This is a genomic window from Aeromicrobium senzhongii (genome assembly GCF_014334735.1).
GTDB lineage: Bacteria > Actinomycetota > Actinomycetes > Propionibacteriales > Nocardioidaceae > Aeromicrobium > Aeromicrobium senzhongii.
The window spans coordinates 96,585-122,801 of sequence record NZ_CP060587.1 but is presented as its reverse complement, the minus strand read 5'-3'; the positions used below and the strand labels follow the sequence as shown (position 1 = coordinate 122,801).

Genomic DNA, 26,217 nt, shown 5'->3' with positions numbered 1-26,217 from the left:
TTACCGGTGAGAATACTGTGCAACTCCCGTTGACACCAGCGAGTCACTTGCGTCGCGACTTGGCGCGGAACGGGCCCACGAGGCGGGGGCCGGACAGCCTGCGCTCGAGCCGTCGGGTCTCGCGTCCGAGTGGCTGGGCGGCGTACTCGCCCAGGATCACGCCAGCGGCCAGAGCCACGGCCACGGCCGACGCGGTGATGCCCGAGGAGATGCCCGAGAGGTTCTCCTCGGCCAGCTGGGCCAGCGAGCGGTAGATCGTCAGACCCGGCAGCAACGGCACGATGGCCGGGACGACCATCACCAGAGCCGGGACCCGCAGCCAGCGCGATGCGGGATAGCTGACCACACCGATGACGAACGCCGCGATCGCCGCGCCCCACGGCCGGTCGAGCCCGTTCTGCACGAGGGCCGACGCCAGGGCGCCGGCGGCCGCTCCGATCACGGCGATCGCCGGCACGGAGGACCACGGCGCGTACGACTGGACCGCGAAGCCGGCGGCGGCGACGCCCGCGCCGATCGTCACGTACGGCAGGTACGACATATCCGGCCAGACGGTGCCCGAGCCGAGGTCGACACCGAGCATCCGGCCCACCATCAGGCCACCGCTGACGCCCGCCACGATGCCGGCGGTGGCCAGCAGGACCTCGAGCAGCCGCGCCACGGCCGTGAGGTGGTAGCCCGTCAGGGCGTCCTGGATCGCGCCCATGAGGCCCAGTCCGGCCAGCAGCACGACGATGTTGGCCGCGATGACCAGCGACGGCGGCGCGGGCAGCGAGAGCGCCGCCGCGGACACGGCGATCAGCGAGGCACAGAGCCCGCCGACGACCTGGATGTAGAAGTCGGGCAGCCGGCGCACCTCGAGCAGTCGCCGGAGCAGCTCGATGGCGACGGCCGCGACGAAGGCGGTGAGGCTGACGAAGAACCCGCCGCCCAGCATCAGGGCCACGCCCGCGCCGACCAGGCCCGAGGACCCGATCACGATCGCGCGAGGTCGCGCGTGGCCGCTCGTGGCGATCGCCGAGAGACGCGAGCGCGCCTCGTCGAGATCGATCTCGTTCGCGAGCAGCTCGGCCACCAGCCGGTCGACGGCGGTGACGTCCTCGAAGTCGGTCTCGCGGCGCACGACGTTGCGGCGCAGCAGCAGCGGCGGCTCGTCGAGCTCCTGGTCGTGGACCATCGTCAGCATGATGTGGGTGACATCGACGTAGGTACCGCGCAGTCCCAGATGGTGGCAGATCGACGACATCGTGGCCGAGACGTCGGCCGTTCCGGCACCGTTGGACAGCAACATCTCCCCGACCCGGAGGGCGAAGTCCATGATCCTCAACGTCTGAGGTGCCGAACTACTCATGGGTCCACCATGTCGGACGACACGGAACGGTGGACAGGGCCTCGGTCCGGTCTCCTTCCGTACGCGCCTCAGCGCGCCGGGATCACCGCCGCTTGAGCACCTTGCTGACGACCGGATGCCCGTTCTTCCAGCCCAGCTTGCCGACGTAGAGGTGCTTGGGCCCCTGTCCGCGCTTGAACCCGGGCTCCTGCCCGTTCCAGAACAGCACCCACGTGCCCGGCGAGATGGCGATCGCCTGGGCGTTGCCCTGGCCCCACGTGTTCGTGCCCGCCGGGAAGGTCACCCGGCGCGCCGTCGTGGGCCAGCCGGTCCACAGGCTCCGGTTGGTGCGCGACTGCGTCCAGTACCGGTCGTGCGTGCCGTACCAGCCCCAGGACGTGAACAGCACGTACTTGCCGCCGCGGTGGATCAAGGAGGGGTTCTCCTCGATGTACCGGTGGCGCTTGCTGGTCAGCTGGACGCTGCGTCCGTTCCGGTTCACCGGATTGGCGATGAGCTGGTTCGGCCGGGCCGGGTTCAGCGCCACCATCCGGATCGTCGTGTGCCAGTACTTCTTGCCGTTCTTGGTGTACCCGTGCGACGTCTTGTAGGTCAGCACGGTCTGGCCGTTCACCACGGCGGGGGTGGCGTCGATCAGGCTCGTGGTGCCCTCGTTGGGAATCAGGTCCTTGGGCTTGGTGCCGCTGCCCTTGAAGCACGACAGCGGGCGCGCGTCCGGGACGAAGGGGCCCGTGGGACGGGTCGACGTGCCCGTGCCGATGCAGCGTTGCGAGCCGCGACCGGGGACCAGCGCCGAGTAGAACAGCACCCACCGGCCGTTGGTGCCCCGGATGATCGACGGGGCCCACACCGAGCGCTTCTGCTTGGCGGACTTGGCCCATGCCGGCGTGCCGGTCAGCAGCGTCGTGCCGGTGCGCTTCCACGGACCGTTCGGCTGCGGAGCCGTGGCGAAGGCGCCCGGCTTGTTCCACGAGGTCGTGTGGGTCATGACGTACCCGCCCGACGGCAGCTTGGCCACACCCGGATTGGCCCACTTCTTCAGGATCGGGGCGTCCGGGCCGGCCGCCTGGGCGGCGGGCGCCGTGAGCGCTCCGGCACCGAGAACGGCGACGGCGGAGACCGCTGCCAGGACGAGACGTCGGTACGGACGATTCATGGTTCTCTCCCGGATGAAGGGACCGGCGGGCCGGTCGATTCGGAGTCTAATCACGGCCCGGGCCCGGACGGGCGATTATGAGGACGAGCGGTGCTCGTGCCGTTCGCCGCCTACGCTGGGGGCGCCAACGGACGTCGCAAGGAGCACCATGACCGGCTGGATCGAGGACATCCTCCAGGACCCGTACGAGCAGCTCACGCTGGACCTGGGCACCGACCCCGACGGCGAGGGCGCCATCCGCGCGACGCTCGTCCGCCGCCGGTTCGAGGGCGAGCCGCGGGCCGCCGTCATCTACGTCCACGGGTTCTCCGACTACTTCTTCCAGACCGAGCTGGCCGAGTTCTATGCCGATCGCGGCTACGCCTTCTACTCGCTCGACCTGCGCAAGTGCGGCCGCTCGCTGGACGAGGGGCAGACGCCTCACTTCGTCTCGGACCTGTCCCTCTACGACGCCGAGCTCGACGAGGCGCTGCGCATCGTCCGCTCCGAGGTGCCGGACGTGCCGATCGTGCTCTCGGCGCACTCGACCGGCGGCCTGGTCCTGCCCCTGTGGCTCGATCGGATGAACCTCCTGCCCGGTGGCACGCGCGCCCGCGGCATCGCCGGGATAGTGCTCAACAGCCCGTGGTTCGACCTGCAAGGGCCGGCGTGGATGCGCACGGTGGGCACGACGGTCGTCCGCAGCGTGGCGAAGGCTCGGCCTCTCGACCGGATGAAGCTGCCCTTCACCGACTCTTACGGAGCGAGCCTGCACTCGTCCCGCGGCGGCCAGTGGGACTACGACATCGCGTGGAAGCCGCTGGAGGGCTTCCCGGTGACGTACGGCTGGATGGGAGCCGTGCGGCGCGGTCACGCCCAGCTGCACCGCGGCCTGGACATCGGCGTGCCGTCGCTCGTGCTGCGGTCGCACCGCACGTGGTTCAGCCGCAACCACCACGCCAAGACCGACACCTCCGACGCCGTGCTCGACGTGCGGCAGATCGTGCGCTGGTCCGGGTGTCTCGGCGACGCGGTCACGTCCCTGCCGGTTCACGGCGCGCGCCACGACGTCTACCTCTCGAACGACGAGCCGCGGGCCGAGGCGTATCGCCTGACCGCGGAGTGGCTCGACCGCTGGATCCCGTGAGCACTCCGTGGGCCGCGGCGGCCCGGCTGGCCCCACCCCTGCCCACTTTTGGAAACGGATTCACCTCGATTCGGCCGATGCACGTGAATCCGTTTCCAAAAGTGGGAGGTGGGGTGGCGCCATGAGCCGCACCATCGGGTTCGACCTGGACATGACGCTGATCGACTCGCGTCCGGGGATCCGCGCCGTGTACGAGGAGCTCTCGCGTCAGACGGGCGTGTTCATCGACGCCGAGCTGGCGGTGTCGCGACTCGGTCCTCCGCTGACCTGGGAGCTGGAGCACTGGTTCCCGGCCGAGGCCGTGCCCGAGATGTTCACCCGGTACCGCGCCATGTACCCCGAGATCGCGATCCCCCGGGTCCTCGCGATGCCCGGCGCCGCCGAGGTGCTCACGGCCGCCCGCGAGCTCGGACGCGCGATCGTCATCACCGCCAAGGCCGGCGACAACGCCGCGCTGCACCTCGACCACCTCGGCCTGCCGTACGACGCGGTCATCGGCGACGCCTGGCGCGAGCAGAAGGCCGAGGTGCTGGTGCGCGAGTCCGCCGACACCTACATCGGCGACCACGTGCACGACATGGACGCCGCGCGCATCGCCGGAGTCACCGGCATCGCCGTCCCGTCGGGGCCGTGCTCGGCCGAGGAGCTGCGCGACGCCGGAGCCGACCACGTCGTGAGCGACCTGGCAGCCGTGGTCTCGCTCCTGCGGGGAGCGTGAGCCGCATGTGACGCAGGTGACAGCTCTTCCGACCGCGGTAGTAAGATCGCCGACGCTCGGGGGAGCTGATCCATCTCGGAGATCCTGGTTCGCGTGCGGTCTGGCGCTCCTGCTCGCCGGTGTCGGCACGACGAGACGTGCGCGGCGCCGATGACCACTGTCGGCGCGCGCCACGACGTCTACCTCGTGAGGTGGTGAACGCGGTCTGACGGAGTTGATTCGCCGATGCCGGTGTGGGGTCGGTGGTGATTGTAGTGATGGAGCCAGGCATCGTAGGTCGCTGCGCGAGCAGTGTCGGAGTAGTAGATCTCGGCGTAGGCCCATTCGGCGGCCAGGGTCCGGTTGAACCGTTCGACCTTGCCGTTGGTCTGGGGCCGGTAGGGCGGTCAGCATCGCTCCAGAGCACTCTTACCGCGTGCCTCAGGCCCCGTACCTGCACCGCAGACGCGCAGAAGGGACATGTCCGCGACACGCCATTGGTACACATCGCGGACCAAATCCCGTAGCCTTGGCGAGATTCGGGGAGTCATCGACATGGTCGGAGTTTCGCGTGCTTGTCTGGTCCCGTCTGCTTGCTTCACTCATCGCCGCAGCGTTCATCGGGATCTCAACCCCGGCCGTCGCAGACGAGGGACCCGCATTTCCGCCGATGACGGTCTCGCCGGCCGACGCCCCGGCCACCGCCCTCGAGGCAGAGCCGACGGCCAAGCCCACGGACTCGCCAAACACCACCGAGCCCGAACCCGCCACGGCAACCGACTCCCCGTCCAAGGCCGACCAGGCACTGCCGGCGGCGACCCGCGCAGGTTTGTCATTCCTCGGCTGGACTCGCGCGGATGGACTGGTCGAGGGGGACACCGACCTCGGCGACGGATCGACCGATGGGCGAGCGGTCCCCAGTGATCTGGCCCCGGCGTCCAGTGTCTCCTCTGCGACCGCCCTCGCGACCGCGCTGACCTCTTGCACCGACGCCACCGTCCGCCTGGCCGCCGACATCGTCAGCCCGGCACTGACGGTCAACTGTGATGTCACCCTCGACCTGTCCGGCCACGAACTCGACGTCGCCGGTGTAATGATCAACCGAGGCAAGACGTTCACCATCGACGACACCACCGAAGGCGGTGTCCTCTCCACCTCCCCCGAGAACATCATGGCTGCCGGTATTCAAACGCCGGGCGCAACTCTGGTGATCGACGGCGGCACCGTGGAGGCCACCACCGGAAACAACTCCTACGCCGCCGCCATCGGCGGAGGCTACAACCAGTCGGGCGGCACCGTCACCATCAACGGCGGCACCGTGGACGCCACCACCGGAACCGACTCGAGCGGCGCCGCCATCGGCGGAGGCAACTCTGGTGCGGCAGGCACCATCACCATCAACGGCGGCACCGTAGACGCCACCACCGGAACCGACTCGTACGGCGCCGCCATCGGCGGAGGCAACTCTGGTGCGGCAGGCACCATCACCATCAACGGCGGCACCGTAGACGCCACCACCGGAACCGACTCGTACGGCGCCGCCATCGGCGGAGGCAACTCTGGTGCGGCAGGCACCATCACCATCAACGGCGGCACCGTAGACGCCCGGACCAATGGGACGGCGGTGGCCATCGGCGCTACCCCCGGTGGCGTCAGCAGTGGTGCGATCGTGATCACCGGGGGCACCGTGAAAGCCCGAGGATTCGGAGAGGCCGGCGCGATCGGATCCCACAGAAACTCGACGCCCCTGCCGATCGAGATCGGTACCGACGCCCACGTCACAGCAATCGGCGGAGCCACCGCGGCCACCGCCGTGGGACACACCGGCACCCCAGTCCCAGCCACACCGCTGGCCATCACCATCGACGGAACACTCGCCGTCCCAACCGGAGCGCTGAACACCTCCGGGCTCGACATCACCATCGGCGCCACCGGCCAGCTCATCGGCAGCGACGACACCCCCACCACCGGCGCATCACTCACCGGAACCGGAACCATCACCAACAACGGCGTCATCGCCCTGACGGACGTCGCCAACGCCATCGACATCACGGGCCACCACTACACCGTGACCGCCTCCACGGGCACCGTCACCGTCTACGGCCCGACCGTCCAGGCAGGCCACCGCACCCTGCCCGCCACCCCCACCAGAGGCGCCGACTCCTTCGCCGGCTGGACCCACGCCGACGCACCCTTCACCAACACCACCCCGCTGCCCGGAACCAGCACCACCGGCGACCCCGTCACCATCGAACTCACCCCCACCTGGACCACCGGAACAGCCGCGTTCGACCGGACCACCATCACCATCACCGCTGGCCGACCCACCACCGTTGACCTCACCTTGACCAACGGCGACGGCGACCTGGTGAGCATCGACCCCGACGACTGGACCATCGACATCCCCGCAGGCGTCGCCCTCACCCACGACGACAGCACCTGGGTCCTCACCGGCACCACTGCCGGCACCGGCACCATCACCGCCACGACCACCATCGACGGCCACTCCTATACCGCCACCCTCGACTTCACCGTCGAGCCCGGACCAGTCGCCGCCATCACCCTCGACCTCACCGGCACCGCTGCCCAAGGCGAAACCATCACCCTCACCGCAACCGGCACCGACCGGTTCGGCAACGACCTGGGCGACGTCACCGGCGACGTGACCTTCACCAGCTCCATCGCCTCCGACGTGATCGACGGCGACCAGGTCTCCTTCACCGAGGCAGGGACCCGAATCGTCACCGCAACCCACTCCAACGGCACCACCGCCACGCTCGCGATCAACGTCGCCGTCGTCCTGGACGAGGTCGTCACGTTGGATCTCGCCTCCACCGGCACTCCTGCCCAGGGCGAGACGATCACCTTGACGGCCACCGGCACCGATCGCTTCAACAACGACCTCGGTGACGTCACCGGCGACGTGACCTTCACCAGCTCCATCGCCTCCGACGTCATCGACGGCGACGAGGTCTCCTTCACCAAGGCCGGCAAGCGGACCATCACCGCGACGCACACGAACGGCACCGTCGCCACCCTCCTGGTGGACGTCGCGGTCGTCCTCGGCGAGGTCGACGGCATGGAAGTGGGCTTCACCGGCGCAGCTCGCCAGGGCGACACCATCGTCGTGACGGTGACCGGCACCGACCGGTTCGGCAACGCCCTCGGCGACGTCACCGACGACGTGACCTTCACCAGCTCCGTCCCGACCGACGTCATCGCCGGCAACCGGATCACGTTCCCGCACGCGTCACCGCACACCATCACCGCGACACACACCGACGGAGCGACCTCGACCCTGCTGATCGAGGTCGAGCCGCTGCCCGTCGCCGTCGACGAGCCCACGGACCATGCGGACGACTCCGAGGCAACCGCAAAGCAGGCTCAGGACGACGCGGCTCTGGCCGAAACCGGCAGCACGGCGACCGCCTGGTGGTTCGCGTGCGGTCTGGCGCTCCTGCTCGCCGGTGTCGGCACGACGAGACGTGCGCGGCGCCGATGACCACTGTCGGCGCGGGCGTCTAGGCTGGTCTCCGTGGACGCACCCCCCTTGGCTCTGTACCGGCGATACCGGCCCGAGACGTTCGCCGAGGTCATCGGTCAGGATCACGTGACCGCACCGCTGCGTCACGCCCTGGCCAACAACCGGGTCAACCACGCCTACCTGTTCAGCGGCCCGCGCGGCTGCGGCAAGACCACCAGCGCCCGGATCCTGGCGCGCGCGCTCAACTGCGAGAAGGCGCCGATCTCCGATCCGTGCGGCGAGTGCCAGAGCTGCCGCGACCTCGCGCGCGGCGGCCCGGGCAGCATCGATGTCATCGAGATCGACGCGGCCAGCCACGGTGGCGTCGACGACGCGCGCGACCTGCGCGAGCGGGCGTTCTTCGCCCCGGTCAGCAGCCGGTACAAGGTCTACATCATCGACGAGGCCCACATGGTCTCCCCGCAGGGCTTCAACGCGCTGCTCAAGCTCGTCGAGGAGCCGCCGCCGCACCTGAAGTTCATCTTCGCCACGACCGAGCCCGACAAGGTCATCGGCACGATCCGCTCGCGGACCCACCACTACCCGTTCCGGCTCGTCCCGCCGAAGCTGCTCGGCGACTACATGCTCCAGCTGTGCCAGAGCGAGAATGTGCGCCTCGAGCCCACCGCGCTGCCCCTCGTCGTGCGCGCCGGCGGCGGGTCCGTGCGTGACTCGCTCAGCGTGCTCGACCAGCTGCTCGCCGGCTCAGGCCCCGACGGCATCACGTACGACCTGGCCGTCCAGCTGCTCGGGTACACGCCCGACTCGCTGCTCGACGAGGCGATCGAGGCCTTCGCCGTCAGCGACGCGGCCACCGTGTTCGGTGTCGTGGACAAGGTCATCGAGTCCGGTCAGGACCCGCGCCGCTTCGCCGAGGACCTGCTCCAGCGCTTCCGCGACCTGGTGATCCTCAAGGCCGTTCCCACCGCCGCCGAGTCGGGCCTGCTCGAGACCCCGGCCGATCGCACGGCCGTCCTGCAGCGTCAGGTCGCGGGCTTCGAGCCGACCGAGCTGACGCGGGCGGCCGACCTCGTCAGCACCGCCATCACCGAGTTCCGCGGGGCCACCGCCCCCCGGCTGATGCTCGAGCTGATGTGCGCGCGGATCCTCGTGCCCGGTGCCGACAACTCCGTCGAGGGCTTCCACGCCCGCCTCGACCGCCTCGAGCGACGCCTCTCCGGAGCCGCCCCGGCGCCCGAGACCGTCGTCGCGCCGCCCGCTGCTCCGGCGCCCGCGCCCACGGCCGCTCCCCCTGCCGCCGCGACGCCCGCTCCCGCTCAACCCGCTCCCGCCCCGGCCGCCCCGGCTGCCGACGAGACACCGGCCGAGCGCGATGAGCCGCGTCCCGAGGCACCGGTCGCAGCGCCCGCCACGCCCAGCACCAGCGCAGTGCCCGCCGCCCCGGCGGCCGAGGTCGCACGTCCCGCCGAGCCCGCCCCGGCGCCCGTCGCCGAGACGACACCGGTCGAGACCGCGGCTCCCGCTCCCGCCGCTCCCGCTCCCGGGCAGCTCACGACCGCCGACGTGCGGCGGATGTGGCCCCAGGTCCTCGAGCGCGTCCAGCACCTGCGTCGATTCACGTGGGTCATGCTCAGCCAGAACGCGCAGGTCGCGGCGCTCGACGGCTCCACGCTGACGCTCGCCCTGGTCAACACCGGCGCGCGTGACTCGTTCGTCAAGAGTGGCTCGGACCAGATCGTCCAGCAGGCGCTGTCCGACGTCATGGCCGTCCAGTGGCGCATCGAGGCGATCGTCGATCCCTCCGCCTCGCCCACCGGCAGCGCGCCGGCCGGCGGCTCGGCACCGGCTGCGGCACCGTCCGCACCCACCGAGTCGCGGGTGCCCGAGTCGGTCCGCGAGGCACTGCGTCAGGGTCCCGTCCCGATCACACGGGTCGATCCCGACGCCGGCGTCGACCCGAACGACCCCGTCGTCGACGACGGCTCGCAGGATGCGGAGGCGCTCCTCGCCGAGCACCTGGGGGCCGAGGTCATTGACGAGACCCCCTACCGCTAACCCCTCGCACGTGCCGGTCCGGCGCCGGCTCGACCTGACCGCCACGCCCCCCGAGGTCCTGCGTCGGCTCCGCGGCCGCGACCGCCTCGTCGCCCTGCTGGGCGCGTGGCACCAGGGCGAGGCGCTGATCGCCTGCGAGCCCGTCCGGCTGCTCGAGACGTGGGACGACGTCGACCTGCCCCGACTGGACGCCGACGGCTTCGGCGGCGGTTGGATCGGCGCCTGGGGCTATCGCCTCGGCAGCCAGGTCGAGCACCTGCCCGAAGGGCCGCCCCGGCCGATGCCGCAGCCCGACCACCGCGCGGGGTTCTACGACCTCGTCCTGCGCCGGGTGCGCGGCACCTGGTGGCTGGAGTCGATCGGCGACCCCGATCCCGCGCGGGTCGAGGAGCTCATCGCGACCGTCAGCGCGCCGACGGAGGCCGCCCCGTTCAGCGTCGGCAGGTTCGACATGACCCCCAGCCCGCAGGCCCACCGCGCGGCGATCCGTCGCGCCCTGGGGCACATCGCAGCCGGCGACATCTTCCAGGTCAACCTCTGTGCGCGACTCGAGGCCACCTTCGAGGGCGACCCCCTCGACGCGTTCTGCGCGGGCGTCGAGCGACTGAAGCCCGCCTACGCCGCCTACGTCTCGTCGCCCGAGGGCGCGCTGGCCAGCTTCTCGCCCGAGCTGTTCCTGCGCCGGACCGGCGACGAGGTCCTCACCTCCCCGATCAAGGGCACCGCTGCCCTGTCGACCGATCCGCGCGAACTCGAGGCCTCGGCCAAGAACCGCGCCGAGAACGTGATGATCGTCGACCTCATGCGCAACGACCTCGGCCGAGTCGCCGTGCCGGGCTCGGTCCGGGTGCCCGCGCTGAACCGGGTCGAGCGACACAGCGTCTGGCACCTGGTCTCCGACGTCGTGGCCCACCTGCCCGCCGGAACGACCGACCGTGACCTGCTGCGCGCGACGTTCCCGCCCGGATCGGTCACGGGCGCCCCCAAGGTGCGCGCGATGGAGCTCATCGCCGAGCTCGAGGCGACGGGGCGCGAGGCCTACACCGGCGCGATCGGCCACGTCAGCGCCGCCGCCGGTCTCGAGATGAACGTCGTGATCCGCACCTTCGAGTTCGCGACGGCGCCCGACGGCACCACCCGGGTGTGGCTGGGCGTCGGGGGCGGGATCGTGGCCGACTCCGACCCGGCCGGCGAGTACGCCGAGTGCCTCGACAAGGCCCGACCCCTGATCGACGCGATCGGTGGCCGGCTCGATCTGGTCGCGCCACCGGCACCGGCCGCCCCGGCCACGGAGCCCGAGCCGAGTCCGAGCGGGCCCGTCGACGTCCACCTCGGGGCCTTCGAGACCGTCCTGGTCCTCGACGGGCGCGCCGTCGACCTCGACGCCCACCTCGCCCGACTCGACGCCAGCGTCCGCGCCGTCCACGGCACCACCGTGCGCGCCGGCCTGGAGGAGGCGGTGCACGCCCGCGTGGCCGGACTGATCGGTCCGCACCGCCTGCGCATCGACGCCGCACCGCAGGGCGGGGACGTCGGGATCTCGATGGCGACCGCACCGCTCACGCCCACCGAGGCGGCCTGGTCGCTCGTGGCGCGTGTGGTCCCCGGCGGTCTGGGCCCGCACAAGTGGGCCGACCGCGCTCGCATCCCCGTCGTGCCGGGGCACGAGCCGCTCGTCACGGACACCGACGGCTCGGTGCTCGAGACGGCACGCGCCAACCTCTTCGCGGTGCTGGACGACGGCCTGCACACCCCGGCGCTGGACGGACGGCTGCTGCCGGGCACGGCTCGGGCGCGCGTCATCGAGCTGGCGTCCGCACTGGGCCTGCCCGTCTTCCAGCACCGGATGACCACGGCCGACCTCGCGGCCGCCACCGAGGTGTTCGCCACCAACGCCCTGCGCGGCATCGTGCCGGTCACCTCGTGCGAGGGGGTGGGCCGCTGGACGCCCGGTCCCGTCACGGCGCGCCTCGCGAGCGCCCTCGAGCATCGCGAGACCGCACCGCGCGCCCCCGCGAGGTCGACCGACCCGTCCGCGACCGCTCGGGTCCTGTTCATCGACAACTACGACTCGTTCGTGTTCAACCTCGTGCAGTACGTCGGCGAACTGGGCGGCCGTACCGAGGTGGTGCGCAACGACGAGGTCGGTGTCGACGACCTGCTGGCCGGCGACTTCACCCACGTGGTCGTCTCCCCGGGGCCGGGAACCCCGGCGGACGCCGGCATCAGCGCCGAGGTCGTGCGCCGGTTCGGGCCCCACACGCCCGTCCTCGGCGTCTGCCTGGGCCACCAGGTCATCGCCGAGGTCCACGGAGCCACCGTCGTCCGCGCCGAGCAGGTCGTCCACGGCAAGTCCTCCCTGGTCCACCACGACGGACTGGGGGTCTTCGCCGACCTGCCGTCGCCGCTGACCTGCGCTCGCTACCACTCCCTGGTGGTGCAGGACGTCCGCGAGCCGCTGACGGTCACCGCCCGCACCGGCTCCGGGATCGTCATGGGCGTGCGTCATCGCGACCTGCCCGTCGAAGGCGTCCAGATCCACCCCGAGTCGATCCTGACCTCGCACGGCCACGACCTGCTGGCGACCTTCCTGCGTCGGCACCCCGCCCCTGGCGTCGTTTGAGAGGATGGGACCACGGCCCTTCACGGCCGCCGGACGAGTGGAGTCGTACCCGGAGCGCGACAAGACGGCCACGAAGGAGTGCGTCATGTCGTGGATCGTCCTGGTCGTATCAGGTCTGTTCGAGGCCGTGTGGGCCACCGCCCTGGGCCGCAGCGAGGGCTTCACGAAGCTCGGTCCGTCCCTCGTCTTCGCCGGTGCCGTCGTCGTGAGCATGGGTGGTCTCGCCTGGGCCATGCGCGACCTGCCGACCGGCACCGCGTACGCGGTGTGGGTCGCGATCGGCGCCGCCGGAACCGTCACCTACGCGATGCTCACGGGCTCCGAGCCCGCGTCCGTGGCCAAGATCGCGTTGTTGCTGGGCCTCGTCGGGTGCGTCGTCGGGCTGAAGATGCTGGACCACTGACTAGGCTGACGACGTGTACGAAAGTGTGATCCAGGACCTCATCGACGAGCTCGGACGTCTGCCGGGCATCGGCCCGAAGAGTGCCCAGCGGATCGCCTTCCACCTGCTCGATGCCGATCCCGACGACGTGAAGCGCTTCGCCCAGACCCTCGTCGACGCCAAGACCAAGGTCCTGTTCTGCTCGGTGTGCGGCAACGTCACCGTCGACACGACCTGCCGCATCTGCGCCGATCCGCGCCGCGACGCGACGGTCTTGTGCGTGGTCGAGGAGAGCAAGGACGTCATCGCGATCGAGCGCACGCGCGAGTTCCGCGGCCGGTACCACGTGCTCGGCGGCGCGATCAGCCCCATCGCCGGCATCGGCCCCGACCAGCTGCGCATCAAGGAGCTGCTGCTGCGCCTGCAGGACGGCACCGTCACCGAGGTCATCATCGCGACGGACCCCAACCTCGAGGGTGAGGCCACCGCGACGTACCTGATGCGGATGCTGGTGCCGATCGGCCTGCGCGTCACCAAGCTCGCCAGCGGCCTGCCCGTCGGTGGCGACCTCGAGTATGCCGACGAGGTCACCCTCGGGCGCGCCTTCGAGGGCCGCACCGCCGTCGGCTGACGCGCACCCCGTCCACCCCCGGGACAGGAGCCGAGGATCCCAGCGACCACGGGCTAGACTGACGCCGGCGCAGCGTGGCGCCGACCCACTGCGCCTGCAAACCCTCTGAAGCAAGGAAATGTCCATGGGCATCGTCGTGCAGAAGTACGGCGGCTCGTCGGTGGCGGACGCCACCAGCATCAAGCGAGTCGCCAACCGCATCGTGGCGACCAAGAAGGCCGGTCACGACGTGGTCGTCGTCGTGTCCGCGATGGGCGACACGACCGACGAGCTGATCGACCTCGCGAACCAGGTGTCGCCGCTGCCCCCGGGCCGCGAGCTCGACATGCTGCTGACCGCCGGCGAGCGGATCTCCATGGCGCTGCTGGCCATGGCGATCGAGACGCTCGGCCAGGAGGCGCGCAGCTTCACCGGCTCGCAGGCGGGCGTCCTCACCGACGACGTCCACGGCAAGGCCAAGATCATCGACGTCACGCCCGGCCGGCTGCAGTCGGCCATCGACGACGGTGCGATCGTCATCGTCGCGGGCTTCCAGGGTGTCTCGCAGACCACGAAGGACATCACGACGCTCGGTCGCGGCGGCTCGGACACCACGGCCGTCGCGCTCGCCGCGGCACTGAACGCCGACGTCTGCGAGATCTACACCGACGTCGACGGCATCTTCACCGCCGATCCCCGGATCGTGCCCACGGCCAGCCGCATCCCGGCGATCTCCTACGAGGAGACGCTCGAGATGGCCGCCAACGGCGCCAAGATCCTGCACCTGCGGTGCGTCGAGTACGCCCGCCGCAACTCCATGCCCATCCACGTGCGGTCGTCGTTCAGCGACAGGACCGGCACGTGGGTCGTGGCCAGTGAAGACGTCAGCAAGTACACGGAAGAAGGACAGGCGATGGAGCACGCCATCATCTCCGGGGTCGCCCACGACCGCAGCGAGGCCAAGATCACCGTCGTCGGCGTCCCCGACAAGGTGGGCTACGCCGCCCCCGTGCTGCGCGCCCTGGCCGAGGCCCAGATCAACATCGACATGATCGTCCAGAACGTGTCGGCCGCCGCCACGAACCTGACCGACATCTCGTTCACGCTGCCGCGCGACGACGGCCAGACCGCCATGACCGCCCTGGCCCGCCTCAAGGACCAGATCGGCTTCGAGCGCCTGCAGTACGACGACTCCGTCGGCAAGGTCTCGATCGTCGGTGCGGGCATGCGCTCGCAGCCCGGCATCACCGCCACGTTCTTCGAGGCGCTGGCGTCCGCGGGCGTCAACATCGGCATGATCTCGACCTCCGAGATCCGCATCTCGGTCGTCGTCGGCGAGAACGAGGTCGACGCGGCCGTCAACGCCGCCCACGAGGCGTTCAACCTGGGCGCGGCCGACACCGAGGCCGTCGTGTACGGAGGGACCGGACGATGAGCGCACGCATCGGAGTCGTCGGCGCGACCGGCCAGGTCGGCGCCGTCATGCGCCAGCTGCTGGAGGACCGCGACTTCCCCGCCGAGTCCGTCCGCTTCTTCGCCTCGGCACGTTCGGCCGGCAAGACGCTGCCGTTCCGCGGCCAGGAGATCGTCGTCGAGGACACCGCCACCGCGGACGTCTCCGACCTCGACATCGCGCTGTTCAGCGCCGGCGCCACGATGAGCAAGGTCGAGGCGCCCCGCTTCGCCGAGGCCGGCGTCACCGTCATCGACAACTCGTCCGCCTGGCGCAAGGACCCCAGCATCCCGCTGGTCGTCAGCGAGGTGAACCCGCACGACATCCCGGCCGGCGACGGCCCGCGTGGTCGCGGCATCATCGCCAACCCGAACTGCACCACGATGGCCGCGATGCCGGTCCTCAAGCCGCTGCACGACGCCGCGGGCCTCGTCCGGCTGACCGTCAGCAGCTACCAGGCCGTCTCCGGATCGGGCCTGGCCGGCGTCGAGGAGCTGCACTCGCAGGCCCTCGCCACGGTCGAGAAGGCCGACGCGCTGACCCACGACGGTCACGCCGTGTCGTTCCCCGAGCCGCAGAAGTACGTGAAGCCGATCGCGTTCAACGTGGTCGCGCTGGCGGGCTCGATCGTCGACGACGGCTCGCACGAGACCGACGAGGAGCAGAAGCTGCGCCACGAGTCGCGCAAGATCCTCGGCCTGCCCGACCTGCGGGTCGCGGGCACGTGCGTGCGCGTGCCGGTCTTCACGGGCCACTCGCTGTCGATCCATGCCGAGTTCGCCGACGACATCACGCCCGAGCAGGCGACGCAGATCCTGTCGTCCGCCCCCGGCGTGCAGGTGACCGACGTGCCGAACCCGCTCGACGCGGCCGGCCAGGACCCCAGCTTCGTCGGCCGGATCCGTCAGGACCAGTCGGTCGAGGGCAACAAGGGCCTGGTCCTGTTCGTCACGGGCGACAACCTGCGCAAGGGCGCTGCGCTCAACACGATCCAGATCGCCGAACTGCTCGTCTGATCCACCCCGCGCGTCCCGAGATTTGCTCCGATTTCCACCTTTCAGAGGGTTTGAAAGGTAGAAATCGGAGCAAATCTCGTTATGCGCGGAAGGCCTCGAAGTCGTCCAGGACCTCGGGGTTCTGCAGGGCGCCCTTCGCGGCGGCCTCGTCGACCGGGGTGCCGCGCAGGATCTTCTTGACGGGCACCTCGAGCTTCTTGCCCGAGAGCGTGCGCGGCATGCCGCGCACCTGGTGGATCTCGTCGGGCACGTGGCGCGGCGAGAGCTTGGACCGCAGCTCGGTGGTGATCTGCTTCGTCAGGGCGTCGTCCAGCCGTGCGCCCTCGACCAGCGCCACGAACAGCAGCAGTCGTCCGGCGCCGCCCTCGGCGTCCTCGAGGTGCACGACGATGCTGTCGGCCACCTCGGGCAGCGACTCGACCACCGAGTAGAACTCCGAGGTCCCCAGCCGCACGCCGCCGCGGTTGAGGGTGGCGTCGCTGCGCCCGGTGATCGTGCACGAGCCGTACGACGTCAGGTTGATCCAGTCGCCGTGGCGCCAGACGCCGGGGAAGTCCTCGAAGTACGCGGCGCGGTAGCGCGAGCCGTCCTCGTCGCCCCAGAAGCCGACCGGCATCGAGGGCATCGGCTGCTTGATGACCAGCTCGCCGAGCTGGTCGCGCACCGGCTGCCCGGACTCGTCGAAGGAGTCGACGTCGCAGCCCAGGCAGCGGCACGAGATCTCGCCGGCGTAGACCGGCACGGTGGGTGCGGCTCCCACGAAGGCGGCGCACGTGTCGGTGCCGCCCGAGACGGAGCACAGCTGCACGTGCGGCTCGAACTCCTCGTAGACCCACCGGAACCCCGCCTCGGGCAGCGGGGCGCCCGTGGAGCCGATCGCACGCAGGGACGACAGATCCGCGATCTGCGCGGGATGCAGGTCCTCCTTGCGGCACTGCAGCAGGTACGGCGCACTGGTGCCGAAGTACGTGACGCCGACCTCGGCCGCCATGCGCCACAGCTCGCCCATGTCGGGGTGGGCCGGGTTGCCGTCGAACATCACCACGGTGGCTCCGACGCCGATCCCCGAGACGAGGTAGTTCCACATCATCCAGCCGGTGGTGGAGAACCAGAAGAAGCGGTCGGCGGGCCCCAGGTCGCTCTGCAGGGCGAGCGCCTTGAGGTGCTCGATCGTGATGCCGCCGTGCCCGTGCACGATCGGCTTGGGCAGGCCCGTGGTGCCCGACGAGAACAGGACGTACAACGGCGCGTCGAAGGCGACCCGCGCGAACTCCAGCGGGCCGCCGGTCGCCGTGAACTGTTGCCACGTGATCGCCCGGTCCGGCGCGGGCGCGGCGGGGTCGAGGTACGGCAGCCACACCACGGTGCGCAGGCTGGGCAGGGCGGCGGTGATGGTCTCGACCTGCTCGCGGCGGTCGATGCCCTTGTCGCCGTAGCGGTAGCCGTCGACGGCCAGCAGCACGACCGGCTCGATCTGCTGCCAGCGGTCGATGACGCTCTGCGTGCCGAACTCGGGGGCGCAGGAGGAGAAGATCGCGCCGAGGCTGGCCGCGGCCAGCAGCAGGACGAGCGTCTCGGGGATGTTCGGCGAGTACGCGGCGACCCGGTCGCCGGGGCCGACGCCGGCATCGATCAGGCCCTGCCGTGCCCGCGCCACCTGGTCGCGCAGACCGGCGGCCGTCAGGCTGACCTCGTCGCGGCTCTGCGAGCGGGCGACCACCACGACGTCGTCGTCGGCGCGGCCGGGCAGCCGCAGCATCGCCTCGGCGTAGTTCAACCGGACGTCGGGGAACCAGCGGGCCCCGGGCATCGAGGCGTCCGGCAGGACCTCGGTGGCGTCGCCGTCGTACGGCAGCTCCAGGTACTCCAGCCACGCACCCCAGAACCCGGCGACGTCGTCGACCGACCACTGCCACAGGGAGTCGTAGTCGGGGACGTCCACGCCCCGGCTCTGCGCGATCCACGCCGCGAATCGCTCGATCGGCGTGGTGCCCCGGTGAGGCGGTTTCCAGAGGACGTCGGCGGACATGCCCGCAGTCTAGGACGGCGATGGCGCCGTGTCGGCGCGGCGCGGAAGGACGGCCCCAGGACCGATGCGTCGAGACGATCGGCGACCCTGCCTTCCCCAGCAGGTCGACGATCGTCTCGACGTCGGCGTGCCCCCGCCCACACCGGAACGTTCCGACCAGGTCGGGTGACGCAACGGCTTCACGGCAGTTCTCCCTGCTCCGATCGCGTCACACCAACGCTCCTGGGCCTGCCGGGTTCCCGGTCCCCCTCCGGCGAACAGACCACATCTTGCCCAACTCTCCCAGTGACCAAGGGCCGTTTCTGGAGAAAAAGCTGGGAATTGTGATGCAGTCGACACCAGTGAGGCTGCGTGCCGATCGAAGCCTGCCGCGCGTCGCGGACCGACAACGAAAAGATCCCCGGAACCCGAGGGTTCCGAGGATCTCATCGTGCTGAGGCACTGGTCGGGGTGACAGGATTTGAACCTGCGGCCTCGTCGTCCCGAACGACGCGCGCTACCAAGCTGCGCCACACCCCGTGTGCAACCTTGGAGATTCTACCCGGTCAAGGTGAGAACTGTCGCCTCGGGTCGGCAGGAGAACCGGAACGGGGTGAACGGCGAGGTGCCGCAGCCCGCCGAGACGTGCAACCACGAGGCGTCGTGACCGGGCGTGCGGTGGGTGTGCAGGCCGTTCGCGCGGCCCCGGTCGATGTCGCAATTGGTGACCAGGGCGCCGAAGCCGGGCACCTGCAGCTGGCCCCCGTGCGTGTGGCCGGCGAGGATCAGCTCGTTCCCGGCGGCGTTGAACGAGTCGAGCACGCGCAGGTAGGGGGCGTGGGCCACCCCGATGCGCAGGTCCGCCGTGGCGTCGGCGGGCAGGTGGTCGAGCCGGTCGAACCGCAGGTGCGGGTCGTCGACACCCGTGAAGGCGATGTGCGTGCCCTTGACCGTCAGCTCGCCCCGGTCGTTGTTGAGGTCCAGCCACCCCTGCTGCGTGAAGGCGGCGCGCAGGTCCTCGAAGGGCAGGTCCCGAGGCCGGCTCCAGTCGCCGCCGACGTCGACCCCCGTGCCGCCGCTCAGGTACGAGGTGGGGCTCTTCAGCTTCGGCGAGAAGTAGTCGTTCGAGCCGAAGACGAACACGCCGGGGACGTCGAGCAGTCCGGCGAGCGAGGCGACCAAGGGCGCCACGGAGTCCGCGCGCGCGAGGTTGTCGCCCGTGTTCACGACCAGGTCCGGCTCCAGCGCGGCGAGCGACTCCAGCCACTCGCGCTTCGGCAGCTGGCCGGGCAGCAGGTGGATGTCGGAGAGGTGGAGCACCCGCAGCGGCTCGTGCCCCGCGGGCAGGACGGGAGCGGTGAACTCGCGGACCACGAACCGGCGGGTCGCCTCGATGTACGAGTAGCCCAGCGTGCCGAGCCCGAGCGCGGTCGTCGCGGCCAGCAGCCGTCCCAGTGCCATGCGGGCAGCCTAGTCCTGCGGTGCCAGCGGACTCAGATCCAGCCGTGCTCGTAGGCGTGCTCGGCGGCCTCGTACCGCGAGGACGTGTCGGTCTTGGCCATCGCGCTCGACAGGTAGTTGCGCACCGTGCCCTCGGCCAGGTGCAGCGTTCCGGCGATCTCGGCGATCGACACGTGCCGTCGGGTCAGGCGCAGGGCGTCGAGCTCGCGGTCCGACAGGGGGCACGCCTCGGCCTCGAGCGCCGCCGCGGCGACCTCGGAGTCGACGTAGCGGCGTCCCGCCGCGACCTCGCGGATCACCTGCGCCAGCGTGGACACCGGGCTCGACTTCGGCACGAAACCCGAGATCCCGGCGGCCATGGCCCGCCGGAGCACGCCGGGACGAGCATGGCGGGTCATCAGCACCGAGCGCGCCGGGGGTGCGATCTGGGTCGACACCTCGATCCCGTCGGTCGGCGGCATTTCCAGGTCGAGCAGGACCACGTCCGGCTCGTGCAGACGGACCAGGTCCAGGCCGTCCGCGCCGTTCCCGGCCTCGCCCACGATGTCGAGGTCCTCCTCCAGCGCGAGGAGGGCCACGATCGCGCTGCGGATCATCTCCTCGTCGTCGACGACCACCACGCGGATCACACCGTCACCTCCAGCGTGAAGAGACCGTCATCGCGCCGCACCGCGAGTCGGCCACCGGCGGCGGCGGCGCGCTCGGTCAGCGAGGCGAGGCCCGTCCCGTGGGACGACGCCGACGGGCCTGCCCCGTCGTTGGTGATCGTGAACCGGTGCGGCGACGCGGCGATCCGCACCGAGGTCGCGTCGCTGTGGCGCAGGATGTTCGTCGTCGCCTCCCGCAGGGCCAGGGCGAAGAGCGGCTGCTCGAGCTCCTCGGCGCAGTCGACCTCGACGGCGGCGCCGGCGGCCTCGAGCACGGCGGCGGCGTTCGCCATCTCCTCGCGCAGGCTGGTGCGGCGGTAGCCCCGCACGATCTCCTTCGTCTCGGCGATGGCCTCCCGGGCGATCTGCTGGACCTCGTGCATCGAGGCGCGGGCGGCCTCGGGGTCCCGGTCGAGCTGGCGCTCGGCCAGCTCGGCCTTGAGCGCGATCACCTGCAAGTGGTGGCCCTGGACGTCGTGCAGGTCGGCCGCGAGCCGCAGGCGCTCGCGCACCGCGGCCAGGTCGGCCTCGGCCTCGCCCTTCGACCGGACCTGCAGCATGAGCTGCCACAGCCAGACCTGGAAGATGCAGACGACCGGAAGGAACAGGGCCAGGTAGCCCAGCACGTAGCCGCCCTCGTCGTCGAGGTCGCGCAGCTGCTCCCACCCCCCGATGGCGTACAGCCCGACGAGCAGCACCAGCACGAGCGGCACCACGTTGTTGCGCCACCGCGGCGCGAGGTCGATCGCCAGCAACGACACGACCAGCCAGGGCACGAGGACGACGCCGGGCGGAAAGGTGGGCGGCAGCCACGCCAGCGGGAAGACCAGCAACGCGGGAGCCAGGTATCTCACCCGCTGCCCCCAGGAGAACTGCTGCTGACCGAGCCCCGCCTTCGCGGCCGCGATCAGCGGACGACAGGAGAACCACACGACCGCTGCGATGACGACGAGCAGCCCGACCGTGCGGACGACCGCGATGCCTTCTGCAAGGTCCGCCAGGGCGCGAGCCACCGGGCCGATCAGGCCCATCACCACGTAGAGCCACAGGCTCGTCGCGGTGTAGCGCCAGGTGGCGACGAAGCCGTCGGGATTCGGACTCACGCCGACGACCGTATCCGAGAGGGCGCATGACAGATGTCATGAGTTGTGGTGACGGCGCACTCTGGCCGGTCCCGCCGCCGTGACGCCAAGGTGGAGCCATGGACATCACCGACGACACCGTCATCGAGGCCCGCGGGCTGTCGTGCTCCTACGGGGACTTCGTCGCCGTGCGCGACCTCGACCTGGCGGTCCACCGCGGCGAGCTGTTCGCCCTCCTGGGCACGAACGGCGCCGGCAAGACCACGACCATGGAGACCCTGGAGGGCCATCGCGGCGCCGACGGCGGGCAGGTGCGCGTGCTCGGGCTCGACCCGCAGCGCGACCGGGCCGCCCTGCGGCCGCGCATCGGCATGATGCTCCAGGAGACCGGGTTCGCCGGCGACCTGACCGTCCGCGAGACGCTCGAGATGTGGGCCGCGCTGACGACTCGCCCTGACCCCGTCGACGACGTGCTCAAGCGCGTCGAGCTGGCCGATCGCGCCGACACCCGGGTCGTCCAGCTGTCCGGCGGCCAGCGCCGTCGCCTCGACCTGGCGCTCGCCACGCTCAACCGGCCCGAGGTGCTCTTCCTCGACGAGCCCACCGCCGGCCTGGACCCCGAGTCGCGTGAGCGCACGTGGGGCATCGTGCGCGACCTGCTGGCGGGCGGCACCACCGTCGTCCTGACGACGCACTACCTCGAGGAGGCCGAGTCGCTGGCCGATCGCATCGCGATCATGCACGGTGGCCGCGTCGTCCGCGAGGGCACCCTGGAGCAGATCGTGGGGGCGGCGCCGGCGCAGATCTCGTTCCGCGCGCCGGTCGCGGACGGGGCCCGCCTGGAGCGTGAGCTGCGCACCGTCGTCGACCCGCAGGACGTGCAGGTCCAGGGCGACCTCGTCCGGCTCGGGGTCGCCGACCTGCAGCCCGCCCTCGGCCGCCTGTTGGGCTGGGCCGACCAGCACGGCCACCGCCTCGGCCGCCTGCACGCCCAGGAGGCGAGCCTGTCCGAGGTCTTCACCCGCATCAGCCAGGACCGTATCGAGGAGAACGCATGAGCACCGCGACCGCCACCACCCGACCGTCGGCCTCGCGGGCGTGGGTGATCGCCCGCACGGAGCTGCGCCTGATCGCCCGGTCCAAGGCCACGCTGGTCAGCGCGACCGCGTTCCCGCTGATGTTCGCGGCCTTCGTCATCGCGCAGGCCGAGACGGCGCGGAACGCCGCCGTCGGGATGATCTGCATGGTCCTGGCGTTCTTCGCCCTGTTCGCGATCTACCTCACGGCCACGACGACGCTGGTCACCCGCCGCCAGGACCTGTTCCTCAAGCGGCTGCGCTCCGGCGAGACGGGCGACGGTGCGATCCTCGCCGGCGTGCTGGCGGCGCCCCTGGTGCTGTTCCTGGCCCAGGTGGCCGTGGTCGCGGGCGTCCTGGTCGCGCTCGACATCCCGGCCCCCTCGCGGCCCTGGTGGCTCCTGGCCGCCGTCGTCGGCCTGGTGGCGTCGACCCTGACCGCAGCCACGGCCACGGCAGCGATCACGCCGAACGCGAGCGCCGCCCAGATCTCGACGATGCCCTACATCACCGTCGTGCTGGGGTCGCTGGTCGCCGGGCCGCTGGTCGAGAGTCCGTACCTGGACCTGACACCCGGTGGAGCGGTCGTGACCCTCGTCCGCGCCGCCTACGACCTCGAGCTGGCCGGCAGCCCGTGGTTCGCGATCGCGGGCCTGGCGCTGTGGACCTGGGTGGGCGTCGACCTCACCCGCCGGCTCTTCCGCTGGGAGCCGCGGCACTGAGGCAGACCCTCGCCGACGGGTGGGACACTGGAGCCATGTCAGCTCTCAAGGATCGACTCCGCGACGACCTCAACACCGCCCTGAAGGCCCGGGACGCCCTGCGCACCTCGGTCATCCGGATGGCGCTGGCGGCGATCACGAACGCCGAGGTCGCCGGCAAGGAGGCGCGCGAGCTGACGGACGACGACGTCCTGACCGTCCTGTCCTCGGAGGCCAAGAAGCGCCGCGAGTCGGCCACCGCCTTCGACGAGGGCAACCGCCCCGAGCTGGCCGAGAAGGAGCGGGCCGAGGCCGCCATCTTGGCCGAGTACCTGCCCGAGCCGCTGAGCGACGAGGAGATCGCGGCGATCGTGGCCGAGAGCATCGAGCAGACCGGCGCCGCGGGCGAGGGGATGAAGGCGATGGGCAAGGTCATGGGCGCCGTGACGGCCCAGACCAAGGGCCGTGCCGACGGAGGCGCCGTCGCGGCCGAGGTCAGGCGCCAGCTCGGCTCCTGAGCGCAGCGTGAAACGAGCGGGGCCCGTGGGTGACCACGGGCCCCGCTCGTCCGTTCACATCGCGTGACTCAGTCGTCGCCGCGGTCGCCGCCGCGGCCCCGGCCTCGGTCGCCACCACGGGCCGGACGATCGCCACCACGGGCGTCAGGCTTGGCCGCGGCCTTCTGCGCACTGGGCAGGCTCACCGAGTCGAACTTGGCCGGCGTGAGGCTCTTCTCGATCTCGCCCATCGCCGCCTTCCACTGCGGACCCGCCAGCGACGAGCCGCCGGCCTGGTTGAACGTCACGGGCACGCCGCGCAGGCTGGTGTTGACCAGGCCGGACGGTCGGCCGCTCTTGGTGATGCCGGCGATCATCGACGCCGCCGAGATCTCGGGGGTGTAGCCGACGTACCAGACGGCCTTGGAGTCGTTCGTCGTGCCGGTCTTGGCGGCCGACGGGATGCTCAGGCCGGTGCCGTTCTGGTAGCCGAAGCCGTTCGGCTGCTGCAGGCCCACGAGGATCGCGTTGATCGTCGCGGCGGTCTTCTTGCTCATGACCCGCTTGCAGTCCGGCTTGTACTTCTTGAGGGTCTTGCCGTTGCGGTCGAGGATCTCGGCGACCGGGGCCGGCTCGCAGTACTCGCCGCCGGCGGCGGGCGTGGCGTAGGCGGCCGCCATGTCCAGCGGGCTCACGTCGATCGGGCCGAGCGTGAACGACGGGACGTAGCTGCCGGGCTTGCCCTCCTTGGGGTCGGGCTCGGTGATCGGGATGCCCATCTTCTTGGCCATCTTGACCGTCTTGCACAGGCCCGCGTCACGCTCGAGCTGCGCGAAGTAGGTGTTGACGGACGTGCGCAGGCCGGTGACCATGTTGAACGTGCCGGCACCTGTGGAGTTCTTGACCGGCCAGGCCGACGTGCCGCGTCCGTCGCAGTCGAAGTAGGTCCCGCTCGGGATCGTCATCGTCTGGGGCGAGTTGTACGACTTGCTGGGCGGGATGCCGTCCTCGAGCGCCGCGGCGGTCGTGAACATCTTGAAGGTCGATCCGGCCTGGAAGCCGGCCGAGTCGCCGTACTTCCGCGGCACGGAGAAGTTGATGTAGGTCTCGCCCTTCTTCTTGCCCATCGAGCGCGACTGGCCCAGGGCCCGGACCTTGCCGGTACCCGGCTCGACCAGCGCGAGCGAGCCGATGGCCTTGTCGGTGGGGCCGACGTACTTCTTGACGGCCTGGTTGACCGACTCCTGCATCGACAGGTCGATGTTGGACTTGATGGTCAGGCCGCCGCGCTCGAGCATCGTCTGACGCTCCTTGACCGTCGCGCCCAACGCCGGCTCCTGCAGCAGGTAGCGGCGGATGTAGTCGCACGAGAAGGACGCGACCGAGTCGACGCAGCCGTTGGGGAAGGACGTGATCTTCAATCCGATGGTGGTGGCGCTGAGCTTCTCGGCCTCGGCGGTGGGGATCTTGCCCAGGCGGGCCATGACACCGAGCACGGTGTTGCGACGCTGCAGCGCGCGCTCGGGGTACACGCGCGGGTTGTACTGCTCGGGGTTCTGGACCAGGCCGGCCAGCGTGGCGGCCTGCGAGGTCGACAGCTTGTCGGGGCTGACCGAGAAGTAGTGATAGGCCGCGGCGTTGACGCCGTAGGCGCCGTCGCCGAAGTAGGCGATGTTCAGGTAGTGCTCGAGGATCTCGTCCTTCGAGTACTCCTTCTCGTAGTTGATGGCCAGCTTCAGCTCGCGGATCTTGCGGGCGGTGGACACCTCGGTGGCGGCGGCGCGCTGCTCCTTGGTGGCGGCCTGCTGGACGAGCGTGAGCTTGACCAGCTGCTGCGTGATCGAGGAGCCGCCCTGCGTCTCACCGGCGGAGGCGTTGTTCATGAGGGCTCGCAGGGTGCCCTTGAGGTCCAGCGCGCCGTGCTCGTAGAACCGGTAGTCCTCGATCGAGATGATCGCCTCCTGCATGACGGGGGCGATCTTCTCGAGGGGGACGTCCTGGCGGTTCTCCTGGTAGAAGTACGCGATCCGACGGCCGTTCGAGGCCAGCACGCGGGTGGTCTGCGGGTTGGGCAGGTCCTGCAGCGCGAGGGGCAGGTCGACGATGTCCTTGGTGGCCTTGTTGCCCGTGGAGGCCACGAAGGCCGTCCCGGGCACGAAGATCACGGCGATGATCACGCCTGCCAGGACGGACAGCCACGCGATCGAACCGATCGCCCCCCACACAGAGGTCGGCTTCGGTTCGCTCTCGGCGACCTTCTTGATCGACTCGCCCATGTCCTGCCACGCCATGGCATGAGGATACGGGAGTTTCGCAATGTGACCACGGACCGTTGCGATGCCGTGAGCCGCCGGTCCGGCGCGGGCACCGGACGATTCGGACGAACCACGGAGTGACTCTTTGGAACTATGTACCAACTACCCGGACGAATCTGTCCACTTCAGCCGATCATCCCTACGCTGGTGGCACAGCAGAAACAAATTCTCCTTCCGGTCACGGGGACCGGGGGGATCTCGGGAAAGGTCTCTGCGCATGTGGAACGAAAACTGGTCTCAGGACGCCGCCTGCTTGGGCAAGTCGGACGATCTCTTCGTCAAGGGTGCCGAGCAGAATCGCGCCAAGGTCGTCTGCAACGGCTGCGAGGTCCGCGCCGAGTGCCTGGCCGAGGCCCTCGACAACCGCATCGAGTGGGGCGTGTGGGGCGGCATGACCGAGCGGGAGCGCCGCGCGCTGCTGCGTCGCAAGCCCAACGTCCGCCGCTGGCGCGACGTGCTCGTCCCCGCCAACTGACC

20 protein-coding genes, 1 tRNA gene, 1 pseudogene and 1 riboswitch are annotated in these 26,217 nt (G+C 70.6%); of the genes and pseudogenes, 13 read left to right on the top strand and 9 right to left on the bottom strand.

What is annotated here, in order from left to right; genetic code table 11:
* Nucleotides 1–43: 43 nt before the first annotated feature.
* Together H9L21_RS00615 and H9L21_RS00610 are read right to left on the bottom strand one after the other, a co-directional pair.
* Nucleotides 44–1,351 (bottom strand): threonine/serine exporter family protein, encoded by a 1,308-nt coding sequence (locus H9L21_RS00615; RefSeq protein WP_154597193.1) that lies wholly within the window; start codon nt 1,349–1,351, stop codon nt 44–46.
* An 82-nt stretch (nt 1,352–1,433) separates the two neighbouring features.
* Complete coding sequence (locus H9L21_RS00610; RefSeq protein WP_154597194.1) at nt 1,434–2,507, bottom strand: glycoside hydrolase family protein; 1,074 nt, start codon at nt 2,505–2,507, stop codon at nt 1,434–1,436.
* A gap of 148 nt (nt 2,508–2,655) precedes the next feature.
* On the opposite strand from H9L21_RS00610, the gene H9L21_RS00605 reads away from it, so the two are divergent.
* The gene (locus tag H9L21_RS00605; RefSeq protein ID WP_154597195.1) at nt 2,656–3,633 is read left to right on the top strand and encodes an alpha/beta hydrolase; all 978 of its coding nucleotides are present in this window, start codon (nt 2,656–2,658) and stop codon (nt 3,631–3,633) included.
* Nucleotides 3,634–3,754: 121 nt separating this feature from the next.
* Entirely contained in the window at nt 3,755–4,351 is a 597-nt protein-coding gene (locus tag H9L21_RS00600; RefSeq protein WP_154597196.1) for an HAD family hydrolase, read from the top strand.
* A 179-nt stretch (nt 4,352–4,530) separates the two neighbouring features.
* On the opposite strand, the pseudogene H9L21_RS00595 reads toward H9L21_RS00600, so the two are convergent.
* Nucleotides 4,531–4,734, bottom strand: a pseudogene (locus tag H9L21_RS00595) (integrase core domain-containing protein); the annotation flags it as partial.
* 266 nt (nt 4,735–5,000) lie between these two features.
* On the opposite strand from H9L21_RS00595, the gene H9L21_RS00590 reads away from it, so the two are divergent.
* From H9L21_RS00590 to H9L21_RS00560, 7 genes are all read left to right on the top strand, one after another.
* On the top strand, nt 5,001–7,832 hold the full coding sequence (locus H9L21_RS00590; protein WP_187411656.1) for a beta strand repeat-containing protein: 2,832 nt from the start codon (nt 5,001–5,003) through the stop codon (nt 7,830–7,832).
* Between the two features lie 33 nt (nt 7,833–7,865).
* Complete coding sequence (locus H9L21_RS00585; RefSeq protein WP_187411655.1) at nt 7,866–9,869, top strand: DNA polymerase III subunit gamma and tau; 2,004 nt, start codon at nt 7,866–7,868, stop codon at nt 9,867–9,869.
* 10 nt (nt 9,870–9,879) lie between these two features.
* On the top strand, nt 9,880–12,492 hold the full coding sequence (locus H9L21_RS00580; protein ID WP_222865811.1) for an aminodeoxychorismate synthase component I: 2,613 nt from the start codon (nt 9,880–9,882) through the stop codon (nt 12,490–12,492).
* 8 nt (nt 12,493–12,500) lie between these two features.
* Nucleotides 12,501–12,567: riboswitch (guanidine-III (ykkC-III) riboswitch) on the top strand.
* Nucleotides 12,568–12,577: 10 nt separating this feature from the next.
* On the top strand, nt 12,578–12,895 hold the full coding sequence (locus H9L21_RS00575) for a DMT family transporter (RefSeq protein ID WP_154597508.1): 318 nt from the start codon (nt 12,578–12,580) through the stop codon (nt 12,893–12,895).
* A 13-nt stretch (nt 12,896–12,908) separates the two neighbouring features.
* Nucleotides 12,909–13,505 carry a recombination mediator RecR gene (gene recR, locus H9L21_RS00570; RefSeq protein ID WP_187411653.1) on the top strand — a complete coding sequence of 199 codons (597 nt, stop codon included), beginning with the start codon at nt 12,909–12,911 and terminating at the stop codon, nt 13,503–13,505.
* A 124-nt stretch (nt 13,506–13,629) separates the two neighbouring features.
* Nucleotides 13,630–14,919, top strand: a complete 1,290-nt coding sequence (locus H9L21_RS00565; RefSeq protein ID WP_154597198.1) for an aspartate kinase — start codon at nt 13,630–13,632, stop codon at nt 14,917–14,919.
* On the top strand, nt 14,916–15,953 hold the full coding sequence (locus H9L21_RS00560; RefSeq protein WP_154597199.1) for an aspartate-semialdehyde dehydrogenase: 1,038 nt from the start codon (nt 14,916–14,918) through the stop codon (nt 15,951–15,953). Before H9L21_RS00565 ends, H9L21_RS00560 begins: the two co-directional genes overlap by 4 nt.
* A gap of 79 nt (nt 15,954–16,032) precedes the next feature.
* Here the strand turns inward: H9L21_RS00560 and H9L21_RS00555 are convergent, their stop codons facing one another.
* The 5 genes from H9L21_RS00555 to H9L21_RS00535 all read right to left on the bottom strand — a co-directional run bounded on the left by H9L21_RS00555 (nt 16,033) and on the right by H9L21_RS00535 (nt 21,172).
* Entirely contained in the window at nt 16,033–17,982 is a 1,950-nt protein-coding gene (locus H9L21_RS00555; protein WP_154597200.1) for an acetoacetate--CoA ligase, read from the bottom strand.
* 442 nt (nt 17,983–18,424) lie between these two features.
* Nucleotides 18,425–18,501: transfer RNA gene (locus H9L21_RS00550), tRNA-Pro, on the bottom strand.
* Nucleotides 18,502–18,519: 18 nt separating this feature from the next.
* Nucleotides 18,520–19,422 (bottom strand): metallophosphoesterase, encoded by a 903-nt coding sequence (locus H9L21_RS00545; protein WP_154597201.1) that lies wholly within the window; start codon nt 19,420–19,422, stop codon nt 18,520–18,522.
* Between the two features lie 32 nt (nt 19,423–19,454).
* Nucleotides 19,455–20,051 carry a response regulator transcription factor gene (locus H9L21_RS00540; RefSeq protein ID WP_187411652.1) on the bottom strand — a complete coding sequence of 199 codons (597 nt, stop codon included), beginning with the start codon at nt 20,049–20,051 and terminating at the stop codon, nt 19,455–19,457.
* Nucleotides 20,048–21,172: a sensor histidine kinase gene (locus H9L21_RS00535; protein WP_154597202.1), complete on the bottom strand. Its 1,125-nt coding sequence runs from the start codon at nt 21,170–21,172 to the stop codon at nt 20,048–20,050. The genes H9L21_RS00540 and H9L21_RS00535 overlap by 4 nt, the downstream gene beginning before the upstream one ends.
* Nucleotides 21,173–21,270: 98 nt before the next feature.
* On the opposite strand from H9L21_RS00535, the gene H9L21_RS00530 reads away from it, so the two are divergent.
* Genes H9L21_RS00530 through H9L21_RS00520 form a run of 3 tightly spaced genes read left to right on the top strand, consistent with a single transcriptional unit; the run spans nt 21,271 to nt 23,446 of the window.
* Nucleotides 21,271–22,209, top strand: a complete 939-nt coding sequence (locus H9L21_RS00530; protein ID WP_154597203.1) for an ABC transporter ATP-binding protein — start codon at nt 21,271–21,273, stop codon at nt 22,207–22,209.
* Nucleotides 22,206–22,949, top strand: a complete 744-nt coding sequence (locus tag H9L21_RS00525; RefSeq protein ID WP_154597204.1) for a hypothetical protein — start codon at nt 22,206–22,208, stop codon at nt 22,947–22,949. Before H9L21_RS00530 ends, H9L21_RS00525 begins: the two co-directional genes overlap by 4 nt.
* A gap of 35 nt (nt 22,950–22,984) precedes the next feature.
* Entirely contained in the window at nt 22,985–23,446 is a 462-nt protein-coding gene (locus H9L21_RS00520) for a GatB/YqeY domain-containing protein (RefSeq protein ID WP_154597205.1), read from the top strand.
* A gap of 68 nt (nt 23,447–23,514) precedes the next feature.
* Here the strand turns inward: H9L21_RS00520 and H9L21_RS00515 are convergent, their stop codons facing one another.
* A complete protein-coding gene (locus tag H9L21_RS00515) occupies nt 23,515–25,716 on the bottom strand; it encodes a transglycosylase domain-containing protein (RefSeq protein ID WP_154597206.1) in 2,202 nt (733 codons plus the stop codon).
* A 241-nt stretch (nt 25,717–25,957) separates the two neighbouring features.
* Between H9L21_RS00515 and H9L21_RS00510 the strand changes: the two genes are divergently transcribed.
* A complete protein-coding gene (locus H9L21_RS00510) occupies nt 25,958–26,215 on the top strand; it encodes a WhiB family transcriptional regulator (RefSeq protein ID WP_154597207.1) in 258 nt (85 codons plus the stop codon).
* Nucleotides 26,216–26,217: the final 2 nt, after the last annotated feature.